This is a genomic window from Bifidobacterium choloepi (genome assembly GCF_010667615.1).
Taxonomy (GTDB): domain Bacteria; phylum Actinomycetota; class Actinomycetes; order Actinomycetales; family Bifidobacteriaceae; genus Bifidobacterium; species Bifidobacterium choloepi.
This window is the reverse complement of the sequence record NZ_VYSG01000001.1, coordinates 699,913-715,211: the sequence shown is the minus strand read 5'-3', so window position 1 is coordinate 715,211 and position 15,299 is coordinate 699,913. Positions and strand designations below refer to the sequence as shown.

The 15,299-nt window shown below is 65.8% G+C and carries 13 protein-coding genes; 10 read left to right on the top strand and 3 right to left on the bottom strand.

All coding sequences use genetic code 11. The annotated features are described in order from the left end of the window. Positions 1-2 precede the first annotated feature (2 nt). The 3 genes from F6S87_RS02905 (at position 3) to F6S87_RS02895 (ending at position 3,927) form a co-directional block, all read left to right on the top strand. Positions 3-746 carry a phosphoglyceromutase gene (locus F6S87_RS02905; protein ID WP_163227133.1) on the top strand — a complete coding sequence of 248 codons (744 nt, stop codon included), beginning with the start codon at positions 3-5 and terminating at the stop codon, positions 744-746. A 171-nt stretch (positions 747-917) separates the two neighbouring features. Then, on the top strand, positions 918-2,804 hold the full coding sequence (locus F6S87_RS02900) for an oleate hydratase (RefSeq protein WP_163227132.1): 1,887 nt from the start codon (positions 918-920) through the stop codon (positions 2,802-2,804). A 121-nt stretch (positions 2,805-2,925) separates the two neighbouring features. Beyond that, the gene (locus F6S87_RS02895; RefSeq protein ID WP_163227131.1) at positions 2,926-3,927 is read left to right on the top strand and encodes a zinc-binding dehydrogenase; all 1,002 of its coding nucleotides are present in this window, start codon (positions 2,926-2,928) and stop codon (positions 3,925-3,927) included. Between the two features lie 215 nt (positions 3,928-4,142). Here F6S87_RS02895 and F6S87_RS02890 read toward each other — a convergent pair whose 3' ends face one another. After that, positions 4,143-5,441 (bottom strand): sensor histidine kinase, encoded by a 1,299-nt coding sequence (locus F6S87_RS02890; RefSeq protein WP_163227130.1) that lies wholly within the window; start codon positions 5,439-5,441, stop codon positions 4,143-4,145. 189 nt (positions 5,442-5,630) lie between these two features. Here F6S87_RS02890 and phoU point away from each other — a divergent pair, with 189 nt between their 5' ends. Beyond that, positions 5,631-6,311, top strand: coding sequence for a phosphate signaling complex protein PhoU (phoU, locus tag F6S87_RS02885; protein WP_163227129.1), 681 nt, complete (start codon positions 5,631-5,633; stop codon positions 6,309-6,311). Between the two features lie 224 nt (positions 6,312-6,535). On the opposite strand, the gene manA is transcribed toward phoU, so the two are convergent. Further along, positions 6,536-7,915, bottom strand: coding sequence for a mannose-6-phosphate isomerase, class I (manA, locus tag F6S87_RS02880; RefSeq protein WP_163227561.1), 1,380 nt, complete (start codon positions 7,913-7,915; stop codon positions 6,536-6,538). 131 nt (positions 7,916-8,046) lie between these two features. On the opposite strand from manA, the gene F6S87_RS02875 reads away from it, so the two are divergent. Further along, complete coding sequence (locus F6S87_RS02875) at positions 8,047-8,304, top strand: DUF2530 domain-containing protein (RefSeq protein ID WP_163227128.1); 258 nt, start codon at positions 8,047-8,049, stop codon at positions 8,302-8,304. Here the strand turns inward: F6S87_RS02875 and serC are convergent, their stop codons facing one another. After that, positions 8,305-9,444: a phosphoserine transaminase gene (serC, locus tag F6S87_RS02870; protein WP_163227127.1), complete on the bottom strand. Its 1,140-nt coding sequence runs from the start codon at positions 9,442-9,444 to the stop codon at positions 8,305-8,307. It abuts the gene before it with no gap. 475 nt (positions 9,445-9,919) lie between these two features. On the opposite strand from serC, the gene F6S87_RS02865 reads away from it, so the two are divergent. The 5 genes from F6S87_RS02865 to F6S87_RS02845 all read left to right on the top strand — a co-directional run bounded on the left by F6S87_RS02865 (position 9,920) and on the right by F6S87_RS02845 (position 15,231). Next, complete coding sequence (locus F6S87_RS02865) at positions 9,920-11,017, top strand: CHAP domain-containing protein (protein WP_163227126.1); 1,098 nt, start codon at positions 9,920-9,922, stop codon at positions 11,015-11,017. A 332-nt stretch (positions 11,018-11,349) separates the two neighbouring features. Next, on the top strand, positions 11,350-12,177 hold the full coding sequence (locus F6S87_RS02860) for a C40 family peptidase (protein WP_163227125.1): 828 nt from the start codon (positions 11,350-11,352) through the stop codon (positions 12,175-12,177). A 353-nt stretch (positions 12,178-12,530) separates the two neighbouring features. Continuing rightward, entirely contained in the window at positions 12,531-13,649 is a 1,119-nt protein-coding gene (locus F6S87_RS02855; protein WP_163227124.1) for a universal stress protein, read from the top strand. 123 nt (positions 13,650-13,772) lie between these two features. After that, a complete protein-coding gene (locus F6S87_RS02850) occupies positions 13,773-14,201 on the top strand; it encodes an OsmC family protein (protein ID WP_163227123.1) in 429 nt (142 codons plus the stop codon). Positions 14,202-14,430: 229 nt separating this feature from the next. After that, a complete protein-coding gene (locus F6S87_RS02845) occupies positions 14,431-15,231 on the top strand; it encodes a thymidylate synthase (RefSeq protein ID WP_196779109.1) in 801 nt (266 codons plus the stop codon). Positions 15,232-15,299: the final 68 nt, after the last annotated feature.

The following is a 15,299-nucleotide window of genomic DNA, read 5'->3' as shown; positions in this document are numbered from 1 at the left end:
CCATGACTTACAAACTAGTACTGCTCCGACATGGTCAGAGCGCATGGAACAAGACCAATCAGTTCACCGGCTGGGTGGACGTCCCGCTGACCGAACAGGGTGTCGAGGAAGCCAAGAACGGCGGCCGCCTGCTCAAGGAAAAGAATGTCCTGCCGGACATCGTCTTCACGTCGCTGCTGCGTCGTTCGATCAACACCGCCAACATCGCCCTCGACGAGGCCGATCGCCTGTGGATTCCGGTCAAGCGTGATTGGCGCCTCAACGAGCGTCACTACGGCGCCCTGCAGGGCAAGAACAAGACCGAGATCCGCGAGGAGTACGGCGACGAGAAGTTCATGCTGTGGCGCCGTTCCTACGCCACGCCGCCGCCCGAGATCGATCCGAACGATCAGTACGCGCAGAACAACGATCCGCGCTACGCCGGCGATCCGGTTCCGGAAGCCGAGTGCCTCGCCGACGTCGTCGCCCGCGTGCAGCCGTACTGGGATTCCGAGATCGTCCCGGAGCTCAAGTCCGGCAAGACCGTCATGATCGCCGCCCACGGCAACTCGCTGCGCGCCATCGTCAAGATGCTCGACGGCCTGACCGAGGACGAGATCGCCAAGGTCAACATCCCGACCGCCATGCCGCTCGTCTACGAGCTTGACGAGAACATGAAGCCGATCAAGAAGGGTGGCGAGTACCTGGATCCGGAGGCCGCCGCCGCCGGCGCCGCCGCCGTCGCCGCCCAGGGCCAGAAGAAGTGATCTGACTTCCGTTTCCGGTTCTTGTGATGCCACGAACCCGGGCTTTCGGCCCGGGTTCGTGGCATCACTTTTTTGCTTGTTGTTCACTTCGTTTCGTGCTGGGCTGAGGCGGGGGAATCGTTCGACAATAGGGGGTGTTCGCAACGTTTGACGGCAAGCAGGAGGGGAACCATGTACTATTCCGCTGGAAACTACGAAGCGTTCGCACACCCGAAGAAGCCGGAGGGGATGGAGAAGAAGAGCGCCTACATCATCGGCACCGGACTGGCGGCGCTGACGACGGCGTCCTACCTCGTCCGTGACGCGCAGCTCGACGGCAAGAACATCCACGTGTTCGAGAAGGGCAGCCTGCCCGGCGGCGCGCTCGACGGCGCGTTCATCGCCGGCGAAGGCTACGTCATGCGCGGCGGCCGCGAGATGGACAACCACTTCGAGGTGATGTGGGACGTGTTCCGCGACGTGCCGTCGATCATGGATCCGAGCCACAGCATGCTCGACGAATACTACTGGCTCAACAAGGAAGACCCGAACTATTCGCTGTGCCGCGCCACCCGCTCGCGCGGCCGCGACGCCCACACCGACGGCAAGTTCGGCCTGTCCGACAAGGCGTGCATGGAGATCCTCAAGCTCTACCTGGCCACCGACGAGGAATGCTACGACAAGCGCATCTCCGACTTCTTCGACGACGAGGTCTTCAACTCGAACTTCTGGATGTACTGGCGCACGATGTTCGCGTTCGAGAACTGGCATTCGGCGCTCGAGATGAAGCGCTACATCCACCGCTTCATCCATCACATCGGCGGCCTGCCGGACTTCTCGGCGCTGCGGTTCACGCGCTACAACCAGTACGAATCGATGGTGCTGCCGCTGATGACGTACCTCAAGGACCACGGCGTCCAGTTCCACTTCAACACGAAGGTCGACGACGTCACGTTCAAGATCGGTGGCGGCAACGGTCCCGAGCGCCAGCGGACCGGCACCGGAGAGGACGAGATCCTGCTCGCCGAGGCGAAGAACGGCATGTTCCCGCGCAACCCGGCGTCCACGCAGGTGCGCAAGGTCGCCGACAAGTTCATCTACACGCCGGAAGACGGCAAGCAGCGCACGATCCAGCTCACCGACGACGACATGGTGTTCATCACGAACGGCGGCTGCGTGGAGAACACGACGGAAGGCAGCCAGGACAAGGCGGCCGGCTTCGACGACACGATTCATCCGGGCAACGGCTGGGACATGTGGCGCCGCATCGCGGCGGTCGATCCGTCGTTTGGCCACCCGGATAAGTTCATCTACGATCCGCAGCAGACGAAGTGGATGAGCGCCACCGTCACGACGCTCGACGACCGCATTCCGCCGTATATCGAGAAGATTTGCCATCGCGATCCGTTCTCGGGCCACACCGTGACCGGCGGCATCGTCACCGTCGAGGATTCGAACTGGCTGATGAGCTGGACCGTCAACCGCCAGCAGCAGTTCCGCAAGCAGCCGAAGAACGAGATCTCCGTGTGGGTCTACGGCCTGTTCCCCGACAAGCCGGGCAACTACGTCAGGAAGCCGATGCAGAAGTGCACCGGCAAGGAAATCTGCGAGGAATGGCTCTACCATCTCGGCGTGCCGACCGACCAGATCGAGACGCTCGCCGGCGAGGCCGCGAACACGGTGCCGGTCATGATGCCGTTCATCGACGCGTTCTTCATGCCGCGCACGGCCGGCGACCGGCCCGACGTCGTGCCCGACGGCGCCGTCAACTTCGCGTTCATCGGCCAGTTCGCCGAGACGCCGCGCGACACGATCTTCACGACCGAATACTCGATGCGCACGGCCATGGAAGCCGTCTACACGCTGTGCGACGTCGACCGCGGCGTGCCGGAAGTCTGGAACTCCGAATACGACATCCGCGACATGATGAACGCCGCCACGAAGCTGCGCGACGGCAAGCCGGTCACCGACATGGACGTCAACCCGCTCGTCCGCGCCGGCATGAAGGCCGCCTTCAAGGTCGCCAACAAGACCTATCTTGGCCACATGACGAAGGTCTTCGGCCTTCAGGAAGAATAGGCGTTCCCGACTCCCTCTTCAGAGGGAGTCGAAAACGCGAAGCGTTTTCGGTGGGAGTTCGCGAGGCCGCTGGAACCCTTGATTCCCTCGTGAGGGGAAGTCGGGAAGGAAGTTTTTGGAAATGAAAGCATACGTCATCAAATCCCGGGAAGACGTCGGCAAGCCGCTCACCGAGGCCGTCTCGCTCGTCGACGACCAGCCGAAGCCGGTGCCGGCCGACGACGAGGTGCTCGTCAGGGTCCGCGCCACGGGGCTCAACCCGGTCGACTGGAAACTCGTCGCCGGCGGCAACGCCAAGTGGACCTATCCGCACGTGCTCGGCCTCGACCTGGCCGGCGACATCGTCGAGGTCGGCTCGAAGGTGCAGCCGAGCTGGAAGACCGGCATGCGCGTGGCCGGCCACCTGAACCTCGCCAAGGACGGCTGCTTCGCCGAATACGTCGCCGTGCCGACCTACGAGCTCGCCGAGATTCCCGAGCCGCTGGGCTACGCCGACGCGGCCGCGCTGCTGTGCGGCGCGCTGACGGCCTACCAGGCGATCAACCGCAAGCCGAACCTCAACAACGTCGACACCGTGCTCGTGCACGGCGGCGCCGGCTCGGTCGGCGCACTCGCCATCCAGTTCGCGAAGCTTCACGGCCTGCGTGTCATCACGACCGTCAGCCCGCGCAAGCTCGACTTCGTGAAGAAGGCCGCTCCGGACGTCGTCATCGACTACACGAAGGACGACGTGACGGCGAGGATCGCCGAGCTGACCGACGGCCACGGCGTCGACCTCATCGTCGACACCGTCTCCGGCGAGGAGGCGACGAAGGACCTCGACCGGCTCGCCTACAACGGCCAGCTCGTCACGATCGTCGGCATCCCGAAGATCGATCCGGACTTCATGTTCGCCCACGCGATCTCGGTCGCCGCCGTCAACCTCGGCGGCGCCCACGAATCCGGCGATCCCCGCCAGAAGAAGGACCTCGGCGAAATGGCCACCGAAGTGCTGCAGCTCGCCGCCGAAGGCGAGATCGACCCGATGATCGGCGAGACCATCCCGTTCGCCGGCCTGCTCGACGGCCTCGAGGCCATCAAGGACCACCGCGCCATCGGCAAGATCGTCGTCACGGTCGACTAGTGAAGCTCCCTGGAAGGGAGCTGTCGGCGAAGCCGACTGAGGGTCGACCGCACGTCGTCGCGAAGCGACGCGTGCGCGCTGGAACGCAAGAAGTCCCGTAGGACACAAGTTCTACGGGACTTTCCAGCTTCCAGCGCGCTCTCGCCGCCTTCGGCGGCATCGGCGGTCGACCCTCAGGCCGCTTCGCGGCCAGCTCCCTTCCAGGGCGCTTGAATTTATTTTGCCAGCGGCAACAGCAGCGTGAACGTCGTGCCCTGGCCGGGCCTGCTCCAGACGGTGACGGTGCCATGGTGGGTCAGGGCGACATGCTTGACGATGGCCAGGCCGAGGCCGACGCCGTCGCTCGTGCGCTCGGACTGGTTCGAGCCACGGAAGAATCGTTCGAAAATCCTGCCCTGCTCGTCGGCCGGAATGCCGACGCCGCGGTCGAGGATGCGGATGACGGCGTCATGGCCGTGCCGCGACTTGCTGACGACGACGCTGACCGTCGCGCCGTCCGGCGAGTAGACGACGGCGTTGTCGAGCATCTTGCCGAGCGCCGTGCGGATCTGCGACGGCTCGCCGTGAATCTCGAGCGAATCATCGCCGGACACGTGGATCGAGATGTTGCGCTCGGCGGCGGCGTGCGCGACGAGCGTGCCGTCGATGGCGGCCCTCACCTGCGCCATGACGTTGATGCGGTTCGCGTCGCTCGGCGAGACCGGCTCCTGCGCGCGGATCAGCATGAGCAGGTCGGCGACCATGTGCTCGACGTGCAGCGTGGCACGGCGCACCTCGCGCGCGTCGGTCGCGACTTCCTCCTCGGACAGGTGACCGGCCTCGAGCGTGTCGGCGAGCCGGTTGAGCTCGTCGCCCGGCTTGAGCAGCTGGCGCGAGACGTTCTCGATGAAATCGTCGCGGGTTTGCTGAAAGCGAATCGACTCGCTGACGTCGTCGAGCAGCACGACGACGAACTGCTCGTTGATCCTGCCGACCGTCACCTTGAGCCAGTTCGGCCGGCTGACCGTCGACTGGTCGTCGTCGGGCGCGACGGCCGTCTTCTCGACATGGCCGTCGTCGGCCGTGTGCGCGAAGACTTCCGGCGTGTCGGTTGTCACGTCGAGCATCATGCGGCCGCCCTTCGCGCGCACTTTCCCGACGGCCTCCCGGATGGCGGGGATGCCGATCGCGTCGTCGACGACGACGCCGAGCCGGTAGGCCTCGGGATTCGCGCGGACGACCTCGTCGTCATCGTCGACGACGACGGCCGCCGCCGGCAGCATCGACAGCAGCGTCGCCGTCGAATCGTCCAGGTCGTCGGAATCGTCGTCGTCATCGTCGTCGCCGGCGTGCAGCCGGCGGCGGCGACGGGAAAACCATCCATCGACGGTATCCCGGACCGACGCGCCGCCGAACAGCCGGCTGAGCCACGGCTCCACGAGCCCGTAGACGAAGACGAGCAGCCCGATGACGGCGCCGAGTGCCAGCAGGAAGAACGCGGCGAAGATGAACGTCGAGGCGTTAAGTGCAACCATGAGACTCATTGTTGCACATCGCCGGTGAACAAAGGGCGAACAAATGGAAAATTGCCGGCGCAATGGTTGGACCCGGCCGCCGATTCCCCTACACTTGGGGGAGTGGCGGCCGCCGGCGAGCGTCGTCGGTCGCCTGCCGAACACTTGACTGTACGATTCCCGCGACGGGCGGGACGCGAGGAGGGAACCATGCGCGTAATTTTCAACGAGGAAATGCAGGCCGTCGCCGACGATCTCGACCACATGGCACGCAACGTGCGCGACGCCATCCACGGCGCCGGCCAGGCGCTGACCAGGCAAGACCTGGACGCGGCGCAGACCGTCATCGACGGCGACGCCGAGACCGATGCGCTCGCCAACAGCGTCATCGACCAGTGCGTCGTGCTGCTGAGCCGCCAGAATCCGGTGGCGACCGACCTGCGCGTCGTCGTCGCGTCGCTGCGGCTGGCCGCGACGTTCGAGCGCATGGGCGACCTCGCCCGCCACATCGCCGAGACGGCGCGCCGCACCTATCCGGAGTCGCCGCTGCCGCCGGAGGCGATCGACATGTTCCAGCAGATGCAGGACTTCCTCGACGTGACGGCCGACCGGCTCGTCACGATGCTCGCCGACCGCGACACGAACGTCGCCGAGCAGATCATCGCCGACGACGACAAGCTCGACGAGCTGCACCGCCGCACGTTCGCGCTCGCCCAGTCGCCGGAATGGAGCGGCACGAACCAGCAGCTCATCGACGTCGTCCTGCTCGGCCGCTTCATGGAGCGCCTCGGCGACCACGCCGTCTCCGCCTCCCGCCGCGTCGTCTACATCGTCTCCGGCTTCGATCCGAGCAAGGAACCGGCCCGCGACGAAGGCACCGACATCGACTGATTCCGCCTCGAGCTCCCTGGAAGGGAGCTGCCGAGCGTAGCGAGACTGAGGGTCGACCGCACGTCGTCGCGAAGCGACGCGTGCGCGCTGGAACGCAAGAAGTCCCGTAGGACACAAGTTCTACGGGACTTTCCGACTTCCAGCGCGCTCTCGCCGCCTTCGGCGGCATCGGCGGTCGACCCTCAGTCGGCTTCGCCGACAGCTCCCTTCCAGGGAGCTTGGCATTAGAACGGCGTGCTGGCGATGACGAAGCTGCCGTGGGCGGCGGCGGAGCCGTCGGTGACCGGGTCGACGGTCGACCAGCCGTCGGCGGCCGGGACGAAGACGGCCTCGCCCTGCGTCAGCACGCGCTGTTCGCGCTCGGTGACGCAGTTGACGGCGCCCTGCGTGCACAGCACGACGCGCGGGCCGAGGTGCGGCAGCAGCACGCGGCCGGACACCTGCTGGACGAGCTTGTCGTAGCGCATCGCCAGCGAATTCATGACCGGCCACGGCTCGTGGTCGGCGTCGACGTGTCCGTAGGCGAGCATGTATTCGCTGACGCCAGGCTTGTAGAACACCATGTCGCGCATCAGCAGCGTGCCGATGCGCACGTCGCTCGGGTCGATCGGCGTTGCCGGCCGGCAGTCGAGGCACTGCAGCAGGTGCGGAATGTCCTTGTGCTTGACGGTCATGCCGGCGCGCAGCACGTTGTCGGAATTCGTCATGATCTCGGCGCCGGTGCCGTGAATGTACGCGTGCGGCGAGCCGGTCGGAATGAAGACCGATTCGCCTTCCTCGAGCCGCAGCGGATTCATCATCAGCAGCGCGAGGACCGACAGGTCGTCGTGGAACGATTCCTCCGCCGTGATCGCGAAGTCGAACGCCATCTCCTGACGGACATGCGTGGCCTTCGCGCGGGCGGCCCGCAGTGCGTCGGCCAGTGGCGGGTGGGGCTCGGGATAGTGGCACTGGTCGGCCGTGACGGCGGCATGGAACGCGCGGAAGACGCGCCTGCGCGTCGGCGACCAGACCGAGGCGGACACCGGCATCATCCGTTCGGCTTCGGCGAACGCGGCCGAATCGTCCTTCGTCGAATTGAGCGCCTCGACCATCCTCCTGGCGACCGGATGGTCGACCAGCGACAGGTTCTTCACGGCGAACGAGCGGCCCGCGAAGCCGACAGCCGCGGTAAACGGCTCGAGCGCGACGACCATCTCGCTCTTCGCGTTCGTGTCCTTGAACGAACGCAGCGGCGAGTCGAGCGCGATGCCGGCGGCGTTCTCCTCGTTGAAGCCGGCGCGCGCCTGGAAATCGACCGGATGGACCTGCAGCGACAGCGGTTCGTCGGCCGAGATGATCTTGAACAGGAACGGCAGCACCGGGCCGAACTGGTCGGAGCCGCGGCGACCGATCATGTGTTCGGGCTGCCGGACAATCGCTTCCGGCACCGTCGTCGGCGCATGGCCCGGAATCTCGATCGGCGACGGCGACTGCGCGTGGCCGCTGAACCACATTTCCGCGAGCGGGCCGTGCCACTGGTCGCCGTCGAGATGGAACATCCGCTGCAGGCGCTCGTGCGAGCCCCACGCGTAGCGCTTGGGGACCGGATGGATCGGGTACACGGCGCTCCTTCCGACGACAACGGCCATTAACCTCCCCAGACTACTCGAAAAAGCCTGACTTGTGAAAGGAACCGGTCGCCGGTTCGCCGGACGTATTGTCGGCGGGCAGGGGGGAAGGTAGGCTGGTGGGCATGAAATTCGCACCGATTTACGACCCGAGTGAACGCAAGCCGTCGCCGAAGCCCGTGCAGGTGGACCTGCGCAAGGCGTTCGGCGCCGGCACCGTCGTCTGGGCGATCGCCGCCGTTGTCTTCGGCGTGCTGCTGATGTGCGGATTCGACGGCGTGAAGACCGATTTCGTCATCTGCATCTGCGGCACCGTCATCGGCATTGTCCTGCTGATCTGGGAATTCTTCGACCGCTGGGACTACCGCCGGCTGGGCGCGTGATTACAGCCGCTCGACGACGTAGTCGATGCAGCGGGTCAGCGCGCGCACGTCGTCGGGATCGACGGACGGGAAGACGCCGACGCGCAGCTGGTTGCGGCCAAGCTTGCGGTAGCCGTTGACGTCGACGATGCCGTTGGCGCGCAGCGCCGACGTGACGTCGGAATCCCTGATGTCATCGTCGAGATCGACAGTGACGACCGACGTCGAGCGGGCCGCCGGGTCGGTGACGAACGGCGTGCAGTAGTCGGAGGCTTCGGCCCACTCGTAGACGATGCTGGCCGACTCGCGGCAGCGGGCCGACGACCAGGCGAGGCCGCCCTGCTCGTTGAGCCAGCGCACCTGGTTCTCGAGCAGGATCAGCGTGCACAGCGCCGGCGTGTTCAGCGTCTGGTTCTTGCGCGAGTTCGAGATCGCCGACTCGAGCGACAGGAACGGCGGAATCCAGCGGATCGAATCGTCCTGCTTCGCGGCGGCGTTCACCTTCGCCGACCGTTCGATCGCCGCCGGCGACAGCACGGCGATCCAGAGTCCTCCCTCGGCGCCGAAGGCCTTCTGCGGCGAGAAGTAGTAGGCGTCGGCCTGCGCGACGTCGACCGGCAGCGCGCCGGCGGCGCTCGTCGCGTCGATGATCGTCAGCGCGCCGGCTTCCTGCGAGCCGGGGACGCGGCGGACGGGAGCGGCGACGCCGGTAGACGTCTCGTTCTGCGCCCAGCAGTACGCGTCGACCCGCTCGTCGAAGTCGGGAATGCGGTAGGTGCCCGGTTCGCCGGCGAAGACGAGCGGATCGTCCAGGAACGGCGCCGACTCGACCGATGCGGCCATCTTCTTCGAGAACGATCCGTACGTGCCGACGGCGGCCGTCTTCTCGATCAGGTTGGCGCAGGCGATGTCCCAGAACGCCGACGCGCCGCCGTTGCCGAGCACGACTTCGTAGTCGTCGGGAATGTGGAAGAAATTGGCGAGGCCCTCGCGGATGGAACCGACGAGGTCCTTGACCGGCGCCTGGCGGTGGGACGTGCCGAGCAGCGTCGCTCCGGCCTCGGCCAGCGCCTCGACCTGCGCCGCGCGGATCTTGCTCGGGCCGGCGCCGAAACGCCCGTCGCCCGGAAGCAGTTGCTGTGGAATCTCTATAGTAGCCATGCACACAGCGTACCGCATCGTTTCGGGACCATATATAAAGGTGTCATTTGCCGGTACAGGCACCCCCGACATGCGCAGAAAGCGCGGACTCCGGTTATGGAGGAGCTGTGCACGATTCCCGGGGAAGGGAACGGTTGGCGGATTCCGGGGCTTGATGATGATGACACGCGAGGGCGTTGGCGTGCGAATCGTCACGAAACTGTGAAGAAAACGATTCGCCACGCGACGGCGGCGAGGCTGGGAAAACGACGAAGGTTGCCCGGTATTTCGCCGATGCACGGCGGTTCTTCCAGTTGTGAAGGCTACTGTGGTCCCGTTGCTTTGACTCGGCGGTGTTGTAATCTGCCAAGGTGTGACTGAAATGCACGCCGACGGGCGGCCGGTCGGGGCACGAAGAGAGACGCCCGACCGAGGCCACCGAAGACCGCCGGCGACGGCATCAAGAAACAAGCTGTATACGAGGAGTGATTGACGTATGAGGCATGCGGCCCACAAATCCCCCAAGGGCGGCGCTTCGGCGTCCCCGAAGGGCGCCCGTAGTGGTGGCGCTTCCGGCCTGACGAAGTCCCTGTTCGCCGTCAATGACGCGCCGGTGGCGCATCACGCATCGATGATGGCCGTGGCGCCGGCATCCCACGCGGGATCGCGCGCCGACGCCCCGGTGGAGGATCGTCCGGCACGCCACGGCTCGCGCGGCGGCCACGGCGCCCACGCCGCCCGTCCGACCGTCGCCGTCTCCGCCGTCAACGGCATCGCGACGCTCGACGAATCGGTCCTCGAGAAGATCAACGAGGTCGCGCCGCAGACGCGCCGCGCCATCCGCCAGGCGGCCCGCGCCGCCCAGCGCCGCAACACGCTGCTCACGTCGGCGTCGCTCGCCGCGCTCGTCGGCACCGCCGCCACGAGCCTCGCGTTCGCGAACTCCGACAACCTGACGACGCTGACGGTCGCCGACGGCGAAACGACGACGACGTCGACGATTACGCGTGCCGACGACGGCACGTCCGCCGCCAACCGCTCGACGACCCGCACGTCGCTGACCAGCGACAACGTCCAGGCGACCGACAACGACGGCGACTGGAACCTCGGCGACTCGAACGCCGTCACCGACACCGACGCGCTGTCCGCGTCGATCGCCGACAACCCGCTCGTCGCCCAGTACATGGAAGCCGACGGCGACGCCGTCCCGGACACGTTCAACCCGAACCACGATTCCGGCGACATCGGCAATTCCTATCCGTATGGCCAGTGCACGTGGTGGGCCTACACGCGCCGCCACCAGCTCGGCCTGCCGATGGGTTCCTACTTCGGCAATGCGCAGAACTGGACCGCCTCCGCGACGTCGCGCGGCTACTGGGTCGACAACACGCCACGCCACCAAGGCGACGTCGTCGTCTTCGCCCCGGGCCAGGCCGGCGCCTCGACGACCTACGGCCACGTCGCCGTCGTCGAGAGCGTCGCCGACGACGGATCGATCACGATCTCCGAATCGAACGTCGCGGGCCTCGGCGTCATCACGAACCGCACGTTCACCGCCGCCGAAGCCGCGCAATTCAGCTACATCCACTACTGAGTCCGGCTTCTCTCTTCTCTCTTCTCGATGTCATGAACCCGAGCCAATGGCTCGGGTTCATGACATCGGGAGGGAGGAAACGGGAAAGAAGAGAGAAGAAGCGTGGGGAAACCGTGAAGAAAGGGCTTCGCGGTCCGTTGGGGAGGAATCGTCCTACAATGAAGGCTGTTTGACCTCGAAGAAGACGCCAACAGACAGGAAAGAAGCAAACTTACCAGTATTTCCCGGCAGAGGGAGCCGGCGGCGTGTTGTCAGCGACGGCAACGACGACGCCCGTTTCGTGAAGGACTTTTCACAAATACGCCGAGAAAACTGTGCTACGGTGAAACACGATGAAGACCAAGAAGACTACGAAACGCACCCTGACGGCGATCGCCGCCACCGCCGCTGCCGCCACGCTGCTGTGCTGCGGCGCCGCCACGGCGATGGCCGACGACTCGGCGTCGGACAGTTCCGGCAGCACGACCGCCGTCGTCGCCGAACGATCCTTCCCGAAGACCACTGACGTCAAGGCCAACTGGCTCGCCGAGTCGACGTCGACCGACGTCGACGAGGACAGCAACTGGGGCGGCGTCGAATCGCTCGACGTGCCGCACACCCAGTCCACGGCCGAAAAGGAAGCTGAAGCCGCCGCCAAGGCCGCGGCCGAGGCTGCCGCGCAGGCCGAGGCCGAGGAACAGGCCGCCGCCGCGAGCCGTTCCCAGAGCCGCACCGACGTGTCCGACACGTCGACCTCGACGTCCAACTCGACGTCCACCTCCACTTCCACGAGCACGACGACGACCACGACGACGTCGACCGGCTCGGCGACCGGCGCGTCGATCGCCGCCCTCGCCCAGCAGTACGTCGGCGCCCCGTACGTCTCCGGCGGCGCCTCGCCGTCCGGCTGGGACTGCTCCGGCCTCGTCATGTGGGTCTACGCGCAGTTCGGCATCTCGCTGCCTCACTCGGCCGCCGCGCAGTCGACGCTCGGCACCGCCGTCAGCTCGCTCGCCGAGGCGCAGCCCGGCGACATCATCGCGAACAGCAGCCACGCCGGCATCTACATCGGCAACGGCCTCGTCGTCAACGCGCTGAACCCGTCGCAGGGCACGCAGATCAACGCGGTCGGCAGCGTCTCCAGCTTCGCCGGCGGCTACAGCATCCGCCGTCTCGTCTGAGCCATTCCGTTTCGCCAGTCTTTCTTCGAATACGATCGGCACGATTCCTCCCAGCGAGGAATCGTGCCGATCGTCGTTATTGCCGGCGCGCCGGCCGTCGCGACGTTGCGGCGGTTGCCACCGGCGCCGACCGGTGGCGCGGGGGTCGGCGCGGGACGCTGGACGGGCGGTAATTGAAGCCATGAAAACCGTATATTATACAACGATTTGACCAGCGTTGGCCAATCGTCGGGGGAAATGCCCGTTTCGCCGGAGAATTTCGGAGATTCGGCTCACGGACGGCCCGAAAGCAAGGTAAGGTGGCTAGTACCAACGTCAATGAAGCGTGAGTGATTTGTGAGTAGGAGGTTCTCATGGTCAATGACAAGACGATTCTCGTGGGGGTTGACGGATCGCACGCAAGTTACAAGGCCACATGGTGGGCCGCGAACTATGCCAAGCACATGGGCATGTCGCTCCAGATTGTCTGTGCGTACTCGCTGCCGAGCTACGCCGCCGTCTCGTTCGACGCCACCTACACGGCGATGGGCGACGACAACGCCGCCCACTCCGACGCCCAGGAAATCCTGTCAAAGGCGAAGGCCATCGCCGACGAGCAGGGCGTCAACGCGCAGACGCTGATCGTCACCGGCGACCCGTCGTCGGTCTTCGTCGAGCTGTCGCGCAACTACAACCTGATCGTCATCGGCAACCGCGGCAAGGGCGGCCTGGCCGAGCGCCTGCTCGGCACGACGAGCTCGAGCCTGCCGGCCTACGCGTACTGCCCGATTGTCGTCGTGCCGTACACCGACGACGAAGGCAACCTGCTGCACCTCAACAACGTCATCACGAAGGTCGCCGTCGGTTCCGACGACACGAAGTGGGGCCTCAAGGCGCTCGAGATCGCCGCGCAGTTCGCCGACAACTGGGGCGCCGAGCTCGATGTCATCTCCGCCGTTCCGGCCAACGCGACGACCGGCGACCAGTCCGGCCTCAAGAAGTACATGGACAGCCAGGACGAGCGCATCGCGCCGATCGCCGAGCAGTTCCCGGACCTGAAGATCCGCAAGTCCCTGGTGCCGGGCTCGCCGGTCGAGGTGCTCTCGCGCGCCAGCCGCGACCACGACATCGTCGTCGTCGGCTCGTGCGGCCGCGGCGGCTTCGCCGGCCTGCTGCTCAACTCGACGAGCCAGGGCCTGCTGCAGCACTCGGTCGCGCCGGTCTACGTGGTGCCGAAGAAGTACGTCGAGGCCGAGGCCGCCCGCGCAGAGGAAGCCGCCAAGACGACGGCCGCCGAGGACGAGGGCCAGCTCAAGGTCGTCTCGCTCGAGGAAGTCATCCACGAGGTGCCGGTCGAGGCCGCCCCGGAGGACGTCGTCCACGAAGTCGAGATGAAGATCGACCCGGAGCACCAGTCCTACGACGACGCCCAGGACGCCGCCAAGGGCGACGCCGCCAAGGGCGACGATGCCAAGGACGGCGACGACAAGTAATCGAGTAATGTCGACAAGTAATGCAGTGCCCCGCTCCCTCCGAAGGGGGAGCGGGGCATTCGTTCGGCAGTGACGTTACGATGGGGGTGTAGTTCAGCCGCCATTGACGTGAAGGAGAGTGTCATGGGCAACAAGCGCATTTGGGTGGAGCGGAACAAGGACGGCTCCTGGGACGCGTTCAGCGAGGACGGCGCGCACATCAAGTTCGGTCACGACCGCGGCCAGTTCACGCCGGGCGACCTGATGCGCGTGGCCTTGGCCGGTTGCGGCGCGCTGTCCAGCCAGTTCGCCGTCGAGAGCGCGCTCGGCGACGGCGAGGGCGCGAAGATCGTCGTCGACGGCAAGTACGACCCGGAGACCGATTCGTACGTCTCGTTCGACGAGCACATCGTCGTCGACGCGACCGATCCGGCCAACGGCGCCAAGATCGACGACGAGGCCGCCGAGAAGCTGTCGAAGCGCATCCAGGCCCACGTGAAGAAGGGCTGCACCGTCGCCCACACCTACGAGCAGCCGACTCCGGTCCGCATGGACGTCGAGATCCGCCACTAGGCGGGACTCCTTGTACGGGCTTGCGGAGGGTGACCAAACGCCACCCTCTCCAAGCCCGTATTTTTGTGCCCGGAAGTGCGGGCTTGTGGTGGGTGAGCACAGACAAACCTCGGCAAGCCCGTAGGCAATCACGGGGGCGTGGGATATACTGACAACCATGCCTCTGACTCACGATGATCTCGAGAAGATTCGCCGCGAAGTGCCGGCGCGACCGGCGACCGACATCCCGATGCCGTACGAGGACCTTGTCCGCAAGATCCTGATGGAGGGCACGCTGAAGAACGACCGCACCGGCACCGGCACGATCTCGCTGTTCGGCCAGCAGATGCGGTTCGACCTGGCCGACGGCTTCCCGCTGCTGACGACGAAGCGCGTGTTCTTCAAGGGCCTCGCCTACGAACTGCTCTGGTTCCTCAAGGGCGAATCGAACATCCAGTACCTGCTCGACCACAACGTCCACATCTGGGACGAATGGGCCGACGAGAACGGCGACCTCGGCCCCGTCTACGGCGTGCAGTGGCGCAGCTGGCCGGCGCCGACCGCCGACGATCCCGACCGCACGATCGACCAGATCTCCAACGTGCTGGAACTCATCAAGCACAATCCGGACAGCCGCCGCATGATCGTCACGGCGTGGAATCCGGCGGAAGTCGAGGACATGGCGCTGCCGCCGTGCCACGCGCTGTTCCAGTTCTACGTCGCCGACGGCAAGCTTAGCTGCCAGCTGTACCAGCGCTCGTGCGACATGTTCCTCGGCGTGCCGTTCAACATCGCGTCGTATTCGCTGCTGACGATGATGATGGCGCAGCAGGCCGGCCTGAAGCCCGGCGAGTTCGTCTGGACCGGCGGCGACTGCCACGTCTACGACAACCACGTCGATCAGGTCCTCGAACAGCTCTCGCGCGAGCCGTACCCGCTGCCGAGGCTCGAGATCGATCCGGAGCCGAGCCTGTTCGACTACCAGTACGACGATTTCCACATTGTCGACTACAAGTATCACCCGACGATCAAGGCTCCCGTCGCCGTCTGATTTTCCGGAAGGCGCGAGTCAAGCCGACCGAATACACTGACAACCGTCATAGCAATTAGCAGAACGCT